Origin of the sequence: Gimesia panareensis, from assembly GCF_007748155.1 — a bacterium.
Taxonomy (GTDB): Bacteria; Planctomycetota; Planctomycetia; order Planctomycetales; family Planctomycetaceae; genus Gimesia; species Gimesia panareensis.
The window spans coordinates 6,577,874-6,593,073 of sequence record NZ_CP037421.1; the positions used below are offsets into that span (position 1 = coordinate 6,577,874).

At 53.3% G+C, this 15,200-nt stretch carries 13 protein-coding genes; 11 read left to right on the plus strand and 2 right to left on the minus strand.

Annotated elements, in window-relative coordinates; translation table 11 throughout:
• The first annotated feature begins 23 nt into the window (after positions 1-23).
• The 11 genes from Enr10x_RS24665 to Enr10x_RS24715 all read left to right on the plus strand — a co-directional run bounded on the left by Enr10x_RS24665 (position 24) and on the right by Enr10x_RS24715 (position 10,470).
• Positions 24-1,214, plus strand: a complete 1,191-nt coding sequence (locus Enr10x_RS24665; RefSeq protein ID WP_145451686.1) for an acetate/propionate family kinase — start codon at positions 24-26, stop codon at positions 1,212-1,214.
• 51 nt (positions 1,215-1,265) lie between these two features.
• Positions 1,266-1,577, plus strand: coding sequence for a EutN/CcmL family microcompartment protein (locus tag Enr10x_RS24670; RefSeq protein WP_145114120.1), 312 nt, complete (start codon positions 1,266-1,268; stop codon positions 1,575-1,577).
• Positions 1,578-1,602: 25 nt separating this feature from the next.
• A complete protein-coding gene (locus Enr10x_RS24675; RefSeq protein WP_145114118.1) occupies positions 1,603-2,118 on the plus strand; it encodes a hypothetical protein in 516 nt (171 codons plus the stop codon).
• A gap of 69 nt (positions 2,119-2,187) precedes the next feature.
• Entirely contained in the window at positions 2,188-3,612 is a 1,425-nt protein-coding gene (locus tag Enr10x_RS24680; RefSeq protein WP_145451687.1) for an aldehyde dehydrogenase EutE, read from the plus strand.
• A gap of 39 nt (positions 3,613-3,651) precedes the next feature.
• Positions 3,652-3,948 (plus strand): EutN/CcmL family microcompartment protein, encoded by a 297-nt coding sequence (locus Enr10x_RS24685; protein ID WP_145114114.1) that lies wholly within the window; start codon positions 3,652-3,654, stop codon positions 3,946-3,948.
• Positions 3,949-3,951: 3 nt separating this feature from the next.
• A complete protein-coding gene (locus Enr10x_RS24690; RefSeq protein ID WP_145114112.1) occupies positions 3,952-4,641 on the plus strand; it encodes a hypothetical protein in 690 nt (229 codons plus the stop codon).
• 46 nt (positions 4,642-4,687) lie between these two features.
• Positions 4,688-4,969 (plus strand): EutN/CcmL family microcompartment protein, encoded by a 282-nt coding sequence (locus Enr10x_RS24695; RefSeq protein WP_145114110.1) that lies wholly within the window; start codon positions 4,688-4,690, stop codon positions 4,967-4,969.
• A 59-nt stretch (positions 4,970-5,028) separates the two neighbouring features.
• Positions 5,029-5,919, plus strand: a complete 891-nt coding sequence (locus Enr10x_RS24700; RefSeq protein ID WP_145114108.1) for a class II aldolase/adducin family protein — start codon at positions 5,029-5,031, stop codon at positions 5,917-5,919.
• 78 nt (positions 5,920-5,997) lie between these two features.
• Positions 5,998-6,924 carry a malate dehydrogenase gene (locus Enr10x_RS24705; protein WP_145451689.1) on the plus strand — a complete coding sequence of 309 codons (927 nt, stop codon included), beginning with the start codon at positions 5,998-6,000 and terminating at the stop codon, positions 6,922-6,924.
• 75 nt (positions 6,925-6,999) lie between these two features.
• Complete coding sequence (locus tag Enr10x_RS24710) at positions 7,000-8,217, plus strand: beta/alpha barrel domain-containing protein (RefSeq protein WP_145451691.1); 1,218 nt, start codon at positions 7,000-7,002, stop codon at positions 8,215-8,217.
• A gap of 114 nt (positions 8,218-8,331) precedes the next feature.
• On the plus strand, positions 8,332-10,470 hold the full coding sequence (locus Enr10x_RS24715) for a YfhO family protein (protein ID WP_145451693.1): 2,139 nt from the start codon (positions 8,332-8,334) through the stop codon (positions 10,468-10,470).
• Here Enr10x_RS24715 and Enr10x_RS24720 read toward each other — a convergent pair.
• Both Enr10x_RS24720 and Enr10x_RS24725 read right to left on the minus strand, forming a co-directional pair.
• Positions 10,454-11,020, minus strand: coding sequence for an FHA domain-containing protein (locus tag Enr10x_RS24720; RefSeq protein ID WP_145451695.1), 567 nt, complete (start codon positions 11,018-11,020; stop codon positions 10,454-10,456). The two genes, Enr10x_RS24715 and Enr10x_RS24720, sit on opposite strands and share 17 nt — an antisense overlap.
• 368 nt (positions 11,021-11,388) lie before the next feature.
• Entirely contained in the window at positions 11,389-15,165 is a 3,777-nt protein-coding gene (locus tag Enr10x_RS24725; protein ID WP_145451697.1) for a leucine-rich repeat domain-containing protein, read from the minus strand.
• Positions 15,166-15,200 lie beyond the last annotated feature (35 nt).

Consider the following 15,200-nt stretch of genomic DNA (forward strand, 5'->3'; position numbering starts at 1 on the left):
AAGTCACAGAATGGATTCCTGCAATGAAAGTACTAGTTGCCAATTTAGGTTCCACCAGTTTCAAATATCGCCTGTTTGATATGCCCGCAGAAGTGCAGCTCGCACGCGGGGGCATCGATCGGATTGGCGGCGAGCAGTCTCACTGCTTCGTCGAAATTGGTGAGCATCGGGAAGAGCACGAACAGAACGTGCCCGACCATGCTGCCGCCGTCAACTTGTGTCTGTCTCAACTGACCAACTCCGAATGGGGTTGCCTCGATTCAGCAGACGAAGTCGCCGGCATTGGTTTCAAAGCGGTCTTTGCCGGAAACTTAAGTGGCGTGCGTCTGGTAGATGAAGCCCTGCTGACCAAAATGGAGGCCCTGGCCGACATCGCGCCGGCTCACAATCCTCCGTATGCCCGGGCTATGCGACAACTGCGTCAGGCCTTCCCTGACATTCCGCTGGTTGCCGCACTCGAAACCGCCTTCCATGAAACCATCCCGCCTGAAAATCGTACCTATGCGATCCCCTTCCAATGGGACGAAGAGTACGAAGTCAAACGCTGGGGGTTCCATGGCGCCAGTCACCGGTATATCGGCTCCCGTATGGCCGAGCTCACCGGCAAAGACGATCTGAAGGTGATTTCCTGCCACCTGGGAGGCAGTAGTTCTTTGTGTGCCATGCAGGGTGGTGTCTCCAAAGCCAACAGTCTGGGAATGAGCCCTCAGACAGGATTGCCCCACAACAACCGTGTGGGTGATTTTGATCCGTTTGCTCTGCCGGTTCTGCAGAAGGCCACCGGAAAATCTCTGGCGGAACTTCTGGAAGACCTGTCGAGCAAAGGTGGACTCCTGGGGATGAGCGGATTGAGTGGCGACTGTCGCGATCTGGAAGAAGCGGCCGCCAACGGACACGAGCGGGCCCAACTGGCCCTGGGCGTGTTCCACTCAGCCATCCGGCACTACCTGGGAGGTTACATGACGGTACTGGGCGGCGTCGATGCGATCGTTTTCACGGGTGGAATCGGTGAGAACAGCGTCAGCCTGAGAGAAAAGGTCTGCAGCAACCTGGAATGGGCGGGAATTCGTCTGGATGCGGAACGGAACAAAACGGCTTCCGAAGAATCGCAGATCCAGGCGGACGACAGCAACGTGCAGATCTGGGTCGTGCCCACCAATGAGGAGATTGTCGTAGCACGGCAGACGGTAGAAACCATCGAAGGGCGTGCGTAACGCCCCGAGAATTGAAGTATCCTTTTACGGGATTAAACAGGAGTTGGTTCGATGTTTGTAGGACGTATCACCGGAAGCGTCGTTTCGTCACAGAAAGTCGAGGCGATGGTCGGTCAGAAACTGTTGATTGTCGAACCGTTGCGCGTCAATGAAAAAGACCAGAGTGATCTGACTCCCACCGGACGGTCGTTTATCGTCGTCGATACCGTGGGGGCCGGGCAGGGTGAAGTGGTGCTCTGTGTGCAGGGGTCTTCGGCCCGTTTTACACCGGAGACCAAATCGCTGCCCATCGATGCAGCCATCATCGGCATCGTCGATCAGGTTCACATCGGTCACAAGGAGATTTTTAACTCGAAGGATTAACCCGAACGGAAGCAGGAGCAGGAACATGACCACGCAACAAGATCAGATGACGACGGAACAACGTGCCAGAACGATGATCATCATCTGGTTTGCAATGATTATGGGTGTGGTGGTGTTTGCGGTGATCGCTGGTGTGAAAGGACAGGACCAGCAGCCGCAGGAAGATATGCTTCTGACGATGGTCGGAATGGGGATGGCTGCCTTCATGTTTGTTGTCAGTCTGATTGTCCCCAACATTGTGGCAAATCAGCAGTTTCGGGCGGCCCTGCAACGGGGGCGATACGAAACAGACGAGGAGAAACAGCAGGCGATGAATGATCTGGAATCGGTTTTTATGACCAAATTCCTGATCGGGATGGCACTGTTGGAAGGCGGGGCCTTTATAAATCTGGTCTTCTATCTTGTGGAAGGAAAGATCCTGGCCTATATCCCGGTCGCCATTCTGGTGGCCTTTATGATCGCCTCGAAACCATCACAAGCAAAACTGGAAGCATGGATTCGCAACCAGATGGAAAACTATAACCTGGAAAACCAAAACTGAAATAAACAGACTGAGTCCGCCGCGGGAAACACCCGCGTTCACAGCAGGCGGCTCGGGGAGAGATAGATTATGCAGGCGACAGAAGAAGCCATTCGCAGCGTCGTTCAGGAAGTGTTATCGCAGCTCAATAACCGGGGCGGCTATGGTTCCGCACCCGCGGGCAGCACTGGTGACTGGGGCGTGTTCAACAGCGTCGACCAAGCGGTTGCCGCTGCCGCCGCAGGTCAGCAGCAGTTGCTCAAGGCCACTCTGGAGGATCGGGCCAAGGCACTCGAAATCGTGCGGCAGATCTGCGATACCCAGGCCGACGAGCTCGGCCGCATGGAACTCGAAGAGACCAAAATCGGTCGCCTCGATCACAAAATCGAAAAACTGCATCTGATCAAAAGCATTCCCGGCATGGAATTCCTCAAGACCGAAGCCGTCTCCGGGGACTACGGGATCAGCCTCACCGAATACGCCCCGTTCGGCGTCATCGGTGCCATCACTCCCGTGACACACTCTCTGCCGACTCTGGCCTGTAACTTCATCAACATGGTCGCCGCCGGCAACACGCTGGTCGTCAATCCGCATCCCAGTGGTGCAAAAATCGCCTGCGAAGGAGTTCGCCGCTTCAACCAGGCCATCTACCAGGCCACCGGACTGCAGAACCTGGTGACGATCGTTGGCAACCCGACCCTGGAAACCGCAGACGAAATCTTCAATCATCGCGGCATTCCGCTGCTCGTCGTGACCGGGGGACCGGGCGTGGCTCGCGCCGCTCTGGCCGCTAAGAAACGGGCCATCGTCGCCGGTCCGGGAAATCCTCCCGTGGTCGTCGATGAAACCGCCGACATCGACAACGCCGCCAAATCGATCATCATCGGGGCGGCCTATGATAACAACCTGCTCTGCATCGGCGAAAAAGAAGTCTTCGCCGTCGACAGTATTTTCGACCAGCTGATGTCGGCCATGGGACGTCATGGCGGATTCCAGCTGAACGCTCAGCAGGTCGCACAACTCACCTCGCTGGCCTTCTCGCCCCCCAAAGAACCGGGCGGACACGCTTTGCTCAACCGCGACATGATCGGCAAAGACGCCGCTGTGCTCGCCGGAATGATCGGCGTCAATGTGCCGGCTGGAACTCAGTTACTCTACGGCGAAACCGATACGAACAACCCGTTCGTGCCCGAAGAGCAGATGATGCCCTTCGTGCCGTTCGTTCGCTGTCGCAACGCCGATCACGGAATCGAGCTGGCCAAAGAATTCGAACACGGGTTCGGTCACACCAGCATGATTCACTCAAGAAACATTGAAACCATTACCAAAATGGGACGCGTCATGGATACCACTCTGTTTGTGCAGAATGGTCCCTGTGGGGCTGCCCTGGGCAACGGTGGTGAAGGCTATGGTTCCTTCAGTATCGCGACGCCGACCGGGGAAGGGGTCACCAACCCGCTGACCTTTACCCGTTTCCGTCGTTCCACCACCGTCGGACATTTACGAGTTATCTAAGTTACGTATCGCGGATCACCGCTGCAGGATTGAAATCATATGTTGACAGGCAGAGTCATCGGACGGGCAACCGCCACGGCAAAACATCACAGCCTTGCCGGCTGGCGTCTGCTGCTCGTCCAGACACTGGACATCGAAGGCAACGCAGATGGATTTCCTGAACTGGTCATCGACCAGCTGGGGTGTGGCAAACACGATCTGGTGCTGTTGACATCAGACGGAGCCGCCGTCCGGGAAATGGTGGGGACCAACAATACCCCCATTCGCTGGGCGACCCTGGGTGTACTGGATGAAGATCAGTCATCACCGGGAAAGTCTCCGGGAACAAAGAAATAGAACATGCAGATTTCTGAAGAGTTAGTCAACCAGGTCGTCGCCAATGTCTTGTCGACCCTCTCCCGCCAGGGACAGGGCACACAGGCAGCCGGCAGCGTTATGGCCAGTGAGACGAATCGCTCTTCAGTCATCCTGTCAGAGAAAGTCATCACGGCAGACCTGCTCGCAGAGAAAACCAAGGGACAGTCGGTCATCGGCATCACCGCCGGAGCCCTTCTGACCCCTGCGGCCAAAGATTATCTGCGGGAAAACAAGGTTGAGGTGCAACGTGCGACAGTTGCTGTTTCTGCTCAAACAAAGCAGAGGGGTGCCTGGCGGGCGATCGTCCTCTCCCGGGCGGGCGTGGTGGAACAGTCTCTGACGAATATCGAACAACAGACCGGCGCAAGCTGGTCACAGGAGCTGATGGGGTCTCTGGACGAAGCGGTTCAGGGAGCAGTCAGCAGTCTCTGTCGTGCGGATGCAGCAGGCGCCGTCCTGTTCGCTTCGGCGGCAGAAAAGGCAGCCTGCCTGGCGAATCGGAATCAGAAAGTCTGTGCCGCCGCCATTCAGGATGTGAATCACCTGCGAACGGTGGTCGCGCAAATGAGCCCGAATCTGATTTGCGTCAACCCGGAGCAAAAATCGTTTATGGAACTACGAAACCTGATGAAAACCTTTGTCTCTGCCGGCACTCCCCATCCGGAAGTCTGAGCAGGGCACAGAATCGAATTCAGGGAATGACAAGGGAAACCAAATTATGAAAATCGCAGAAGTCATCGGCCGAGTGACACTGTCACGCCAGCATCCGAGTCTGGACGGTGCGCGATGGATTATCGGGATTCCTTTGAAGAGCGACGAACTGAACACAAACAAAAAAAAGAAAACGGAACCGTTTGTGATCTACGATGAGTTGGGTGCTTCACCTGGCAGCCAGATCGCTGTCAGTGAAGGAGCGGAAGCAGCAGCTCCCTTTCATCCCGATACCAAACCGATCGACGCTTACGTGTCGGCCATTCTGGATCAGGTTGAAGTTTACTAACGACCAGTCACACAAACTGAAAACACATACTTTTTAAATCTACGTTGGGAGTCAAAACCATGTCGAGTCAATGGAACAGTGGAATTCACGACCGGAAGCTGAAAGAAGAGATCTGCGAAATCGGACGTCGCGTCTACAACAAAGGGTTCGCGGCTGCCAACGACGGCAACATCTCGATTCGCGTCGGCGAAAATGAAGTACTCTGCTCGCCCACCATGATCTGCAAAGGTTTCATGAATCCGGAAGACATCTGTGCGGTTGACCTGGACGGTAACCAGATCGCCGGTACCCGCAAGCGGACCAGCGAAATCCTGCTGCACCTGGCTATCATGAAAGAACGTCCCGACGTCAAAGCCGTCGTGCACTGTCACCCGCCTCACGCGACCGCCTTCGCTGTCGCCCGCGAGCCGATCCCACAGTGTGTGCTGCCCGAAGTCGAAGTCTTCATGGGTGAAGTGCCGCTGGCTCCTTACGAAACACCGGGCGGACAGAAATTCGCCGACACCGTACTGCCTTTCCTCAAAGGGGGCACCAACACGATCATTCTGACCGGTCATGGTACCGTCAGCTTCGGTAAGTCTCTGGAAGACGCTTACTGGAAAACCGAAATTCTGGATGCGTACTGCAAAATCCTGCTGCTCTCCAAGCAGCTCGGACGCATCAACTACTTTACGGAAAATGAAACCCGCGAACTGCTCGACCTGAAGCAGAAACTCGGTTTCGATGATCCCCGTTTCCACGTAGAAGACTGTGACCTGTGTGGCAACAGCGCCTTCCGGGAAGGTTATACCGAAGGTCTGCCGCAGCAGAAAGCGTTTGAGCCGGCTCCCAGTTACCCGGGATACCTGCAGAAGCCATCGAGCCAGCCCGCGGCAGCACCTGCCGGCGGCAACTCAGATCAGCTGATCAAAGCGATCACCGATCAGGTCATGACAGCCCTGGGACAATAATCCCCGGGCTCTCATGAGCGACAAACGTTTTCAGACTCAATCACAGCTCACTTCGTCATAAATAGAAAAGATTTGATCATGAATGTCAGTATTATCGGTGGTGGGGGACTCGTCGGTTCCTGTGCCGCCTTCGCATTACAGGCCGGAGGCATCGTCCGGGAAATCGCTCTGGTAGACGTCAATCAGGAACTGGTCGAAGGCCAGGCTCTGGACCTGCTGCACGGCAGCTCTTTGACCGCAGATCAGAAGATTTACGCGGGGGGAACCGAACTGGTGAAAGACAGCGATGTGATCGTGATCACCGCCGGCCTGCGTCGGAAACCCGATGAAAGCCGCCTGGATCTGATCAATCGCAATGTCGAACTGTTCAAAAACATTCTGGCTGACGTCAAACGCGTCGGCACCAAACCGGGAGCGATTGTCTTTGTCGTCTCCAATCCGGTCGACGTGCTGACCTACCTGGCCATGAAAGAACTCGGACTGCCGCCTCAGCAGGTCATCGGTCTGGGAACGGTTCTCGATACCACCCGTCTTCGCAGCATGCTGGCAGCCCGTCTGGATGTCCCTCCGACACAGGTTTCTACCCTGATTCTCGGCGAGCACGGCGACAGCATGGTTCCCGTCTGGTCAGCTGCCCAGGTCGGTGGACTGCCGCTGGACAAGTTCCCCGGCGTGAACGCCAACCTGATTGCGGAAGTCGAAAAGAAAACACGGGGCAGTGGAGCCGAAGTCATCAAGAAAAAGGGCGGAGCCGGTTTCGCTGTCGGCGTGAGTATCGCCGATGTCGTGCACTGTATCGCCCTCGACCAGCGTCGCATTCTGCCGGTTTCGTCTCTGCAGGATGGTGCCTTCGGTCTGCGGGATGTCTGCATTTCGGTGCCCACCGTCATGGGACGCAGTGGCGTCATGAAGCACCTGGAAATCGAACTCTGGCCGAAAGAACAGCTGGCTCTGACTCAGTCCGGTCGGGTCCTGCGGGAAACCGTCGACAAAGTCCTGGGATGATTTCTCCGCGACAGTCAACCCAATGACCCTCTAATGCGTTCTGCTTTTGCGTTTTGTTTTTGAAATGATTGTGTGATGGAAAAATCTCTCGACAGGAAGCTTCAATCGATTCACGCTGACCCCAGCGGATCGAAAGAGTTTATCATCGCGGATGCCAAAGACGCCGACATGGCCTTTGGCATCGGTGCTCCCGGGCTCTCTCCGGAACGGCACGACCAGGAACTCAAATACAAAACGCTGGCAGAATACCGTCAGCAGATTCGCGAGGTCATCAAGCAGGAAGTGGTTGACATCGTCCTGATGTCTGCCAGCACCAGCGAAAAACTGACGATCGACGAGCGATTGTTTGATAACTCACCGATCACTCCTGCCGCCCGGGCCAACGACACGACTGACGTGCACGTTCCCCGCGGAGGCAAACTGCATCTGCCGCCGGCCAAACCATTCCGGTCGGCCAGCCTGGACCACATCCAGTGCGGTCATCTCGATTGCAAGCCGGAGGAACGCGCCTATGGTGCCGACCTGGGTCTTTACTCAGTAACCTTTAATAACAATCTGGAAGAAGACCTTGCGACCCTCGAACGCTATAAAGAATTTCGCGAAGAAGCAGAACGCAAGAAGTTCCGCCACTTCCTGGAGATTTTTGATCCCAACATCAGTAACGCGGTTGCCGCGGATCTGGCACCCGGTTTTATTAACGACCTGATTGCCCGGACTCTGGCCGGCGTCGCTTCAGCGGGACGTCCCATCTTTCTGAAAATGGTTTACCACGGTCCGCGGGCCATGGAAGAACTGGTCGCCTATGATCCGCACCTGGTGGTCGGAATTCTCGGCGGTTCAGCAGGCACCACGCTCGATGCTTTTCAGCTGATCTACGATGCCCGGAAATACGGGGCCCGTGTCGCCCTCTTTGGTCGCAAGATCAATCAGGCCGAACATCAACTCGCTTTCATTCAGTTTCTGCGTTATCTGGTCGAAGACAAAATTCAGCCTGTTGACGCCGTCAAAGCCTATCATGGCGTACTACAGGAACTGGGCATCAAGCCACACCGTGATCTGGACACCGATCTGACATACCAGACCGCCGTGATGAGTTACGGCGGTGAAGACGGCAAAACCTTCAGCTTTCCGGAAAAGAAAGCAGGCGGCAAGCCGGCTACCAAATCCGCAGACAAACCAGCGGGGACACCCGCAGCCGGTAAGACTCAGGACGCTCCCAATTTCGCAGCCATGAGTTCGGCAGAGCGACTGGCCTATCATCAGGCACGCCTGAACCGCATCTTCGGCGGCTAAGTCCTGCCCCAGTGTGTTGAGACATCAGAGCAGGCGGCTTAGAATACACGCAGGTATTCAGCCGCCTGCTTTTTTTATTTCAGACAGTATTCAGTCAGCACAAGGTCCAGTCGCTTGAGTCGTTCCCCCCAGAAGAAAGCCGAACCCGCCCACTCTGCGGAAACAAAACCGCTCGGCACGCCCCTGTTTGTCGGCATCATCCTCATCATGGCCATCGCCCTGACGTGGGTTTTCTGGAGCGGTCTCTGGTCGGGTGGAGGACTGATCGGCGGCGACCTCTATACCTATTTCTTCCCGCAGAAAACGTTCTTCGCAGAACGTCTGCAGGCAGGCGAATTTCCGCTCTGGAATTCGTACATCGGTCATGGCGTCCCACTCGTAGCGGAAAGCCAGACCGGCGCCTTCTATCCGTTCAACTATTTCGCCTATCGCTTTCTGCCGGTCAACACCGCATATAACTTCGTGCAGATCCTGCATTACATCCTCGCGTTTGTGTTTACCGCTCTGTATGTCAGGCGCCTCGGTTATTCACTGGTGGCAGCGCTGTTCGCAGGGCTGGTCTACACCTACGGCTGGTTTCCCTCGCGGATCTGCCTGGAATGGGCGATCATCGGCGGTGCCTGGCTCCCGTTGACGCTCTGGTGTGTCGAGTCATTTTTCCAGACCCGCTACTGGCGGTTTCCGATTCTGCTCTGCTTCGCACTCAGTATGCAGATCCTGCCCGGCCACTTTAACCTGGCCTTCATCACGCAGCTGATGCTGCTGGTTTATATCCCCGCCCGCATCTGGTTCAGCCGTGATGTCACTACCGAAGCACTCAAACCGTATCGCAGGCGGACGATCATTCTGCTGCTGCTCGCTTTCATTTCTACCTACGCACTTTCGGCAGTCCAGCTGGCACCTACGTGGGAACTCAAACAACACAGCCAGCGGGCCGAGGTGGGCGAACGTTCGCACCATCCCGGCTATGGACACATCCCGGTCTGGTACATGACGCAAATCGTCGCGCCCTGGGCCTGGTATCCTTATGAAGTCAACCTCGATGCCGGCCTGGCACCGGGCTCGGAAGCGACGAATCAGGTAGAAGCACATCTCTACTTTGGTATCGCCGCGGTGCTGCTGCTCGTTTATGGAACCTGGCGTGGCGCCTGGACCAGTGACCGCCGACTGGTATTACTGGCCATCATTGGCTTCCTGGCACTGCTCTACACCCCCGGCTGGTTTCTGCCAATCACGAAACATCTGCCCGGTTTCAGCTTCTTTACCGGCCCCGGACGGTACGGCATCCTCACCACCTTCGCGGTCGCGGTGATCGCTGGCGTCTGCCTGGAACGGCTCGTCGCCAACTGGAAACCTGCGATTCAAGTGACGATAGTTGCTGCAATCTGTCTGTTTACAACCGCGGATTTCTGGGTAGTCAGCCGCTATGTGACTTACGCTACGATCATCTCCAATCCGCCGATCAATAATGTCGATAAGAGCACACTGCGAAAAATCGCCAGCGAGTACGGCAAACCGGTCCGGCTGTTTGCCCCGGGCGCAAACCTGCCCACGTTGATCGGCGTGGCTTCGACGCCCGTCTATCTGGGCATCGGTCCTGAGCAGTATTTCGATCCCGCCCTGACGATCCCTGAGCCGCTGCCGTTCAAAGAACCGGCAACGCCGGAGCAGATTGAATGGCTGAGAAAAGCAGGGGTGACGCACATCCTAAGTCAGCATCCGCTCGATCTGAATCGCTGGCCGGTCAAACCGGTGTGGAGTGATTTCGATGCGGTGATCAATCCTGCCTGGGGCCGCTTCGACGAACCTCTTTATTTCTATGAACTCACAGGTTCCCGCGGTCGCGTCGCCTGGGCGCATCCCATGGCTGATCAAACGGCAGACCTCAAGCAGTATCGGGCGAATGAAATTGTGATCGAGGCAGAGACGCCCGAAGAGGATACGTTGATTCTGACCGATTTACTCTATCCCGGCTGGTCAGTGTATGTCGATGGACAACCAGCCGAAGCGGAACTGGTGGATGGCATGTATCGCGGGGTGAAACTCTCTGCAGGCAAGCACGAGGTCGTCTGGGCGTATCAGTCGGGCTGGTTTCTGATAGGCGCCATCATCAGCTGTATTACGCTGCTCGTTATTTTGACAATCGCCCACTTCCGGTTCTGGCACCCGTTCTTGTTTCGGATGAAAAACCAGGGCAGACAGTTTCCGCCCGTAGAGCCAGCCTCAGCAGAGGATGTCACGAAGACGAAATGAATTCGATGTTGGAGCCGTGACCTTCAAAGCTATCCGAATAACTGTCGTCGTCATCTTCGTCTTCGCCGTCCAGTTCGTTGCTTTCCAGGTTCTCGTTGGCTTTGACGTTCTGCCCGCTCTCGGAAATGGCCACGGGGAACTGCTGTGAGATATCGACGTCTTTACCCGGCTTTTTGAAGTGCTGCACGGAAGGCGCTTTGGTGGGTGCATCGTCGGAGCTCATTTTGCTGTCCGTCGATTCCTGTTTCTTCTGGTTGTCGGCACCAATGTTTTCCAGGTGGTAAGCGACATTGCCGATTTTGATTTCATCGTGCAGCTTCAGCCGGACTTCCTGGTCGATGCGGCTTCCGTTGACGTAAACGCCGTTCATACTGCCCAGATCGCGGACGATGGGGCGGTCATTGACAATCGCCAGACAGCAGTGTTTCCGGGAAATTTTCGGGCTGTCAGTGATGACGATATCGCAGTCCGGATGCCGCCCGACAAGAATGATCGCCTTATCTAACACAATGGGGCGACCTTGATTCACAGGGACTAAACAGACTGCCATAAATGACTCCAGGGAGAAACGTAGCTAACTTCTAATGAATCTTAATTATACGGCTGGCCCTGAACTAAGTAAAAGAAAAAAGTCAACGCTCAAACAAGAGGCAACGAATTCTGTCTCGCTCCCCGCATATTTTACACGGGGACTGACTTTGTTAATTCTTTATAAATATCGGCTATTTAAAGATATGCACACGATACCGACCTGAAGATTCTCTCCGGATTGAGTGAGATCACCCGCAAAAATCTTTTCACCATTCCCCATACTCGACGTGGACACTGTCTCTTACAACCGGTACCACCCGTACAACCGCACTGGCGTATATGTTTTCGTGCAGGTGCGATTAGGAGTTGATCCCGCGGCTATGCTGGCTATTCTTCGGTTTTGACCTGAACGCGACAATTCGGTAGTGCCCGCCTGAATTCCTCCAGGCGCGGCTTCGAAACCATCAGATGAGTCAGAGACAGGTTTCGCAAATGCTTCAATTCTTTCAAAGAATCAAGGGACGCTTCCGTCACTTTGCTCTGGTTCAGTTCGAGTTGATTCAACCGGGGCAGAGTCAGTTTCACCAGATCGGCGATTCCTTTATCTGATATCTGTGTATGATTCAGTTTCAGAATTTGCAGGTTTACCAGTTCCTGCAATTCTTGAATTCCCGTGTCAGTAATGCGGCTCCCGGTCAAATCGAGCTCAGACAGGTATTTTAAATTTTTGATATGTTTGAGCTTGGAATCGTCGAATTCAGGCCAGTGAATGCTTAACTCTCTCAACTCTTTCATCGCCGAGATCCGTATCAGACAACTGTCGAGCACTTGTGATTTATCGGTTCGGTCATCAACGGTAAAGATACCTTTGAGGGGATTCCGAAAAAACACTGAACCAATTGCCTGGCGATTCCCCAGTTTGATTAAGCGCACATCAGCGCCCGCTTCTTTAAGTTCCTGTACAATTTTTTGCAGAGTCGATGCGACAGGTGTTGTGTATTCAATCTGGCATTTTGTCACGAGACGCTGAAAGTTTTTAACTCCCTGTTCGGTGACATTCGTATCATTCAAATTCAGTCGATATAACCCCCGCAGCGTTTCCAGATCCTTGAGTCCTCTGTCGGTGATGTAGGTGGATTCCAGTGATAACATTCCCAGCGAGGTCATCTTCTTCAGAAGGTGTGTTCCACCGTCTGTGATGGTCGTTCCATTAAGAATCAATGTCCGCAGCCGCGGAAGAGTGATCAGGTCTTCCAGCCCCTGATCGGCCACGCGAGTCCCTTCCAGGATCAGGCCTCTGAGGTTTTTGAGGGAGGCAAGATGCACCATTCCGTCACTGTAAATCCGATTCTGGCTCAGATTGAGTCCTTTGAGATTTGTGAGGCCTGAAAGATGTTTGAGTCCGTGCTCTGTAATCTGATTGCCACTCAGGACCAGTGTTTCCAGTTGTGTCATGTCTTTAAGCACTACCAGTTGCTCATTGGTGATTCCCGCATTCTGGATCTGCAGCAGTTTCAGTTTCTTCAGTTGAGCTACCTGTTTCAAACCCTCTACCGTCAACTTACCGGCATTGATTCTCAGCGTTCTCAGTTCAGGTACGTGCTGAAGTTCTTTGAGACCCAGGTCAGTCAAATTATTGTCGGAAATCTCCAGCTCCTCTAACGTATTCAGCCCCTTTAACAACTGGAGACGTTCATTGATGGATGGCAATTTTGGGGGATTATCCAGTTGAGGATAGAACCGTATTGTAAGTTGTTCTGTATCATCATCTCGTAGTCGGCGAACACGATAAGCACCCGCTTTTTTCAGTTTGGCGAGTATTGCTTCAATGTCAGAATCCAGCGGAGGTGATGCCTGGATCTGACAGTTTGGGAATTCCTGCTTCAGTGTTTCCAGACCCGATTTGGTAATTCGAGTGCCGTGTAAGTTGAGATCTGTCGGTTTGATAATTTTGTTTTTGAAATGAAGCACTCCTGCGTCAGTCACCTGAGTGCCGTACAGATCCATGCTGCGCAGTTTGAAGAGGGAACTGAGAGTTTTGAGTCCTGAATCATCGATGCCTGTTTCTCTTAATCCCAGTTTGTAAAGCTGTGTCAGTGATTTCAGGTGTGTGAGACCTGCGCTGGTAATCTGCGTGTGATTCAGATTCAGCGTCTTCAGTGCTTTCAGTTTTGATATATGAATCATCCCGGCATCAGTAATCTGTGTCTTTGTAAGATTCAATGAGCTGAGAGTTGTCAGATTGGCGAGGGGTGACAGGGCAGCATCGTCGAGTTGTGTGTAATCTAGATTCAGGGAATTCAACTTTGTCAGATGTGCCAGGTGATCGATTCCGGCGCTGGTGATCTTCGTATTTGTGAGGAATAAACTCTGCAACTGATGTAATTCACCAGCTGTTTTTAAGCCGTCATCATTGAGTGGGGTAAGGGATAAGTCCAGATTCTTCAGGTTTGACAGTGGCTTCAATTCATTCAGGGTAGAACCGGTAATTCCGGTGCTGTAAAGCTTCAGGGTCTCCAGACTTGACAGGGTTTTTAAATGTGTCAGTCCTGCATCTGTGATACGGGTTCCCCCCAGGTTCAGTGATTTGAGTTGAGGCAGTTTGTTTAGAGAAACCAGACCCTGGTCGGTGATTCCTGTACGATTGAGGTCCAGATTTTGAAGATTCTTTAAATCAGCCAGGTGTGATACACCTTTATCAGTAATCGCAGTGCCAGATAACTGTAACTGTTCCAGTTCTGTTAAAACGGAAAGATATTCCGCGCCCTTGTCGGTAATATTAGTTTGAGTGAAAGTCACAACTTTCAAACGGGGAATCTTTTTTAACTGTCGAATTTGCTCATCAGCGATTCGATTCCCAAAGAATCGGATGGAAGTAAAATACTCCGAAGTGAATTTCCCATTCTTATATTCTCTTTGACTCTGGATGTGCGCCCCCAGGGCTTTGAGGGTGGCAATTTCTGCTTGCCCCTGCATGGAAACGTCAGAGTTTCCGCCAGTTTCGACTTTACATTTCGGCAGGGCGGCCTTGATTTGTTGAATGCCTGCAGAGGTGACTCCGGTATTGATCAGATTCAATCTTTGCAGATGTTTCAGGCTGAGGATGTGTTTTAGCCCAGCATCGGTAACAGCTGTTCTGAACAGATCTAATGCTGTTAAGTGGGAAAGCCCTGTTAGATGTGACAGGCCTGCGTCCGTGATGGGAGACTGCATGACGGTCAGAGAGGTCAGCCCCGTCAGATCTTTTAAGCTTGCCAGACCCTGGTCACTGACGTTTGTCCGATTCAACGTCAGTGATTTCAACACAGACAGGCCTTTCAGACAGGACAGGCTGGCATCATTGATCTGAGGACCATTCAGACTGATTGTCGACAAAACCCGGTGCTCGTTCGCATCTCGATATCTTACAAATCCTTTTAGCTGTTTCACTTCCTCAGCCACTTTGAGATGCGCAGGCAGGATCGGTCGGTCAAATGAAATCTTGCAGTCCGGGATCTGAGCCTGGAGCCTCTCAACAGCAGGGCTGCTGACTTGAGTGAGTTTTAAATCCAGATACTTCAGCTTCTTCAGACCTGACAAATGAACCAGGCCGACATCACTGACTTTGGTCTCATAGAGATTCAGCGAGCTTAGTTCTTTCAAATCTTTCAGATGGACCAGTCCTGCATCTGTTACTTTGGTCGATACCAGCCACAGACTCTGCAGTTTCTTCAACCCCTGCATGTGTTTGAGGGCCTCATCAGTCAGATTGGCATTGCGAATATAGAGGTGTTTTAATGCCGGGAACTGTTTGAGATGCACCATCTCAGCATCTTTCAGGGGGCAGCGTACCAGGTGCAGTTTTTGCAGCTGATTGAAATTCTTCAGATGTTTTAAACCTGCTCCAGTCAACTGAGCTCCATAAAAGGCCAGATCCTGCATCTGGTTAAAATCTTTTAGATAGACAAGTCCGGCGTCATCGATTTTTGAACTGGAGAAGAAGATGGACTTGATGTCGAGTTTGGCATCATTTTTCTGAAATTTAATATCACCACGAAACTGCTTGATAATGGCAATCGCCTGCTCTCGGCTAATGGCAGCGTCATCCGCTGCCTCCACCAAAGGGGAGATCAGGGCCATTACAGACAGGCTGAACAGCAAAAGAGTCCGTGAGAAGATTTGCATACCGCTGAGCTTTCGAAGTGCTGACAGGTTCAACA